Source organism: Priestia sp. TSO9 (assembly GCF_021029645.1).
Classification (GTDB): Bacteria; Bacillota; Bacilli; order Bacillales; family Bacillaceae_H; genus Priestia; species Priestia megaterium_E.
The window spans coordinates 1-369 of record NZ_JAJEKD010000043.1 but is presented as its reverse complement, the minus strand read 5'-3'; the positions used below and the strand labels follow the sequence as shown (position 1 = coordinate 369).

Annotated in this window: 3 tRNA genes; all 3 read left to right on the top strand. The window is 50.9% G+C overall.

Annotated elements, in window-relative coordinates:
• The first annotated feature begins 52 nt into the window (after nt 1-52).
• The 3 genes from LJC66_RS27500 to LJC66_RS27490 all read left to right on the top strand — a co-directional run bounded on the left by LJC66_RS27500 (nt 53) and on the right by LJC66_RS27490 (nt 318).
• Nucleotides 53-127: transfer RNA gene (locus LJC66_RS27500), tRNA-Asn, on the top strand.
• Nucleotides 128-130: 3 nt separating this feature from the next.
• A tRNA-Ser gene (locus LJC66_RS27495) sits at nt 131-222 on the top strand.
• A gap of 21 nt (nt 223-243) precedes the next feature.
• Nucleotides 244-318, top strand: a tRNA-Glu gene (locus LJC66_RS27490).
• The last annotated feature ends 51 nt before the right edge of the window (nt 319-369 follow it).

Below are 369 nucleotides of genomic sequence, written 5' to 3'. Positions count from 1 at the left end.
GTAGTTGGGACTTTGTCCCTGTGAGAGTAGGACGTTGCCAGGCTGTTATTATTCCACAGTAGCTCAGTGGTAGAGCTATCGGCTGTTAACCGATCGGTCGTAGGTTCGAGTCCTACCTGTGGAGCCATTTGGAGAGCTGTCCGAGTGGCCGAAGGAGCACGATTGGAAATCGTGTAGGCGGTTAACGCTGTCTCAAGGGTTCAAATCCCTTGCTCTCCGCCATTTTTATTTAATTAGCACAGTGGCCCGTTGGTCAAGCGGTTAAGACACCGCCCTTTCACGGCGGTAACACGGGTTCGAATCCCGTACGGGTCACCATTTATTTTTATCTACATAATAGTGGAGGATTAGCTCAGCTGGGAGAGCACC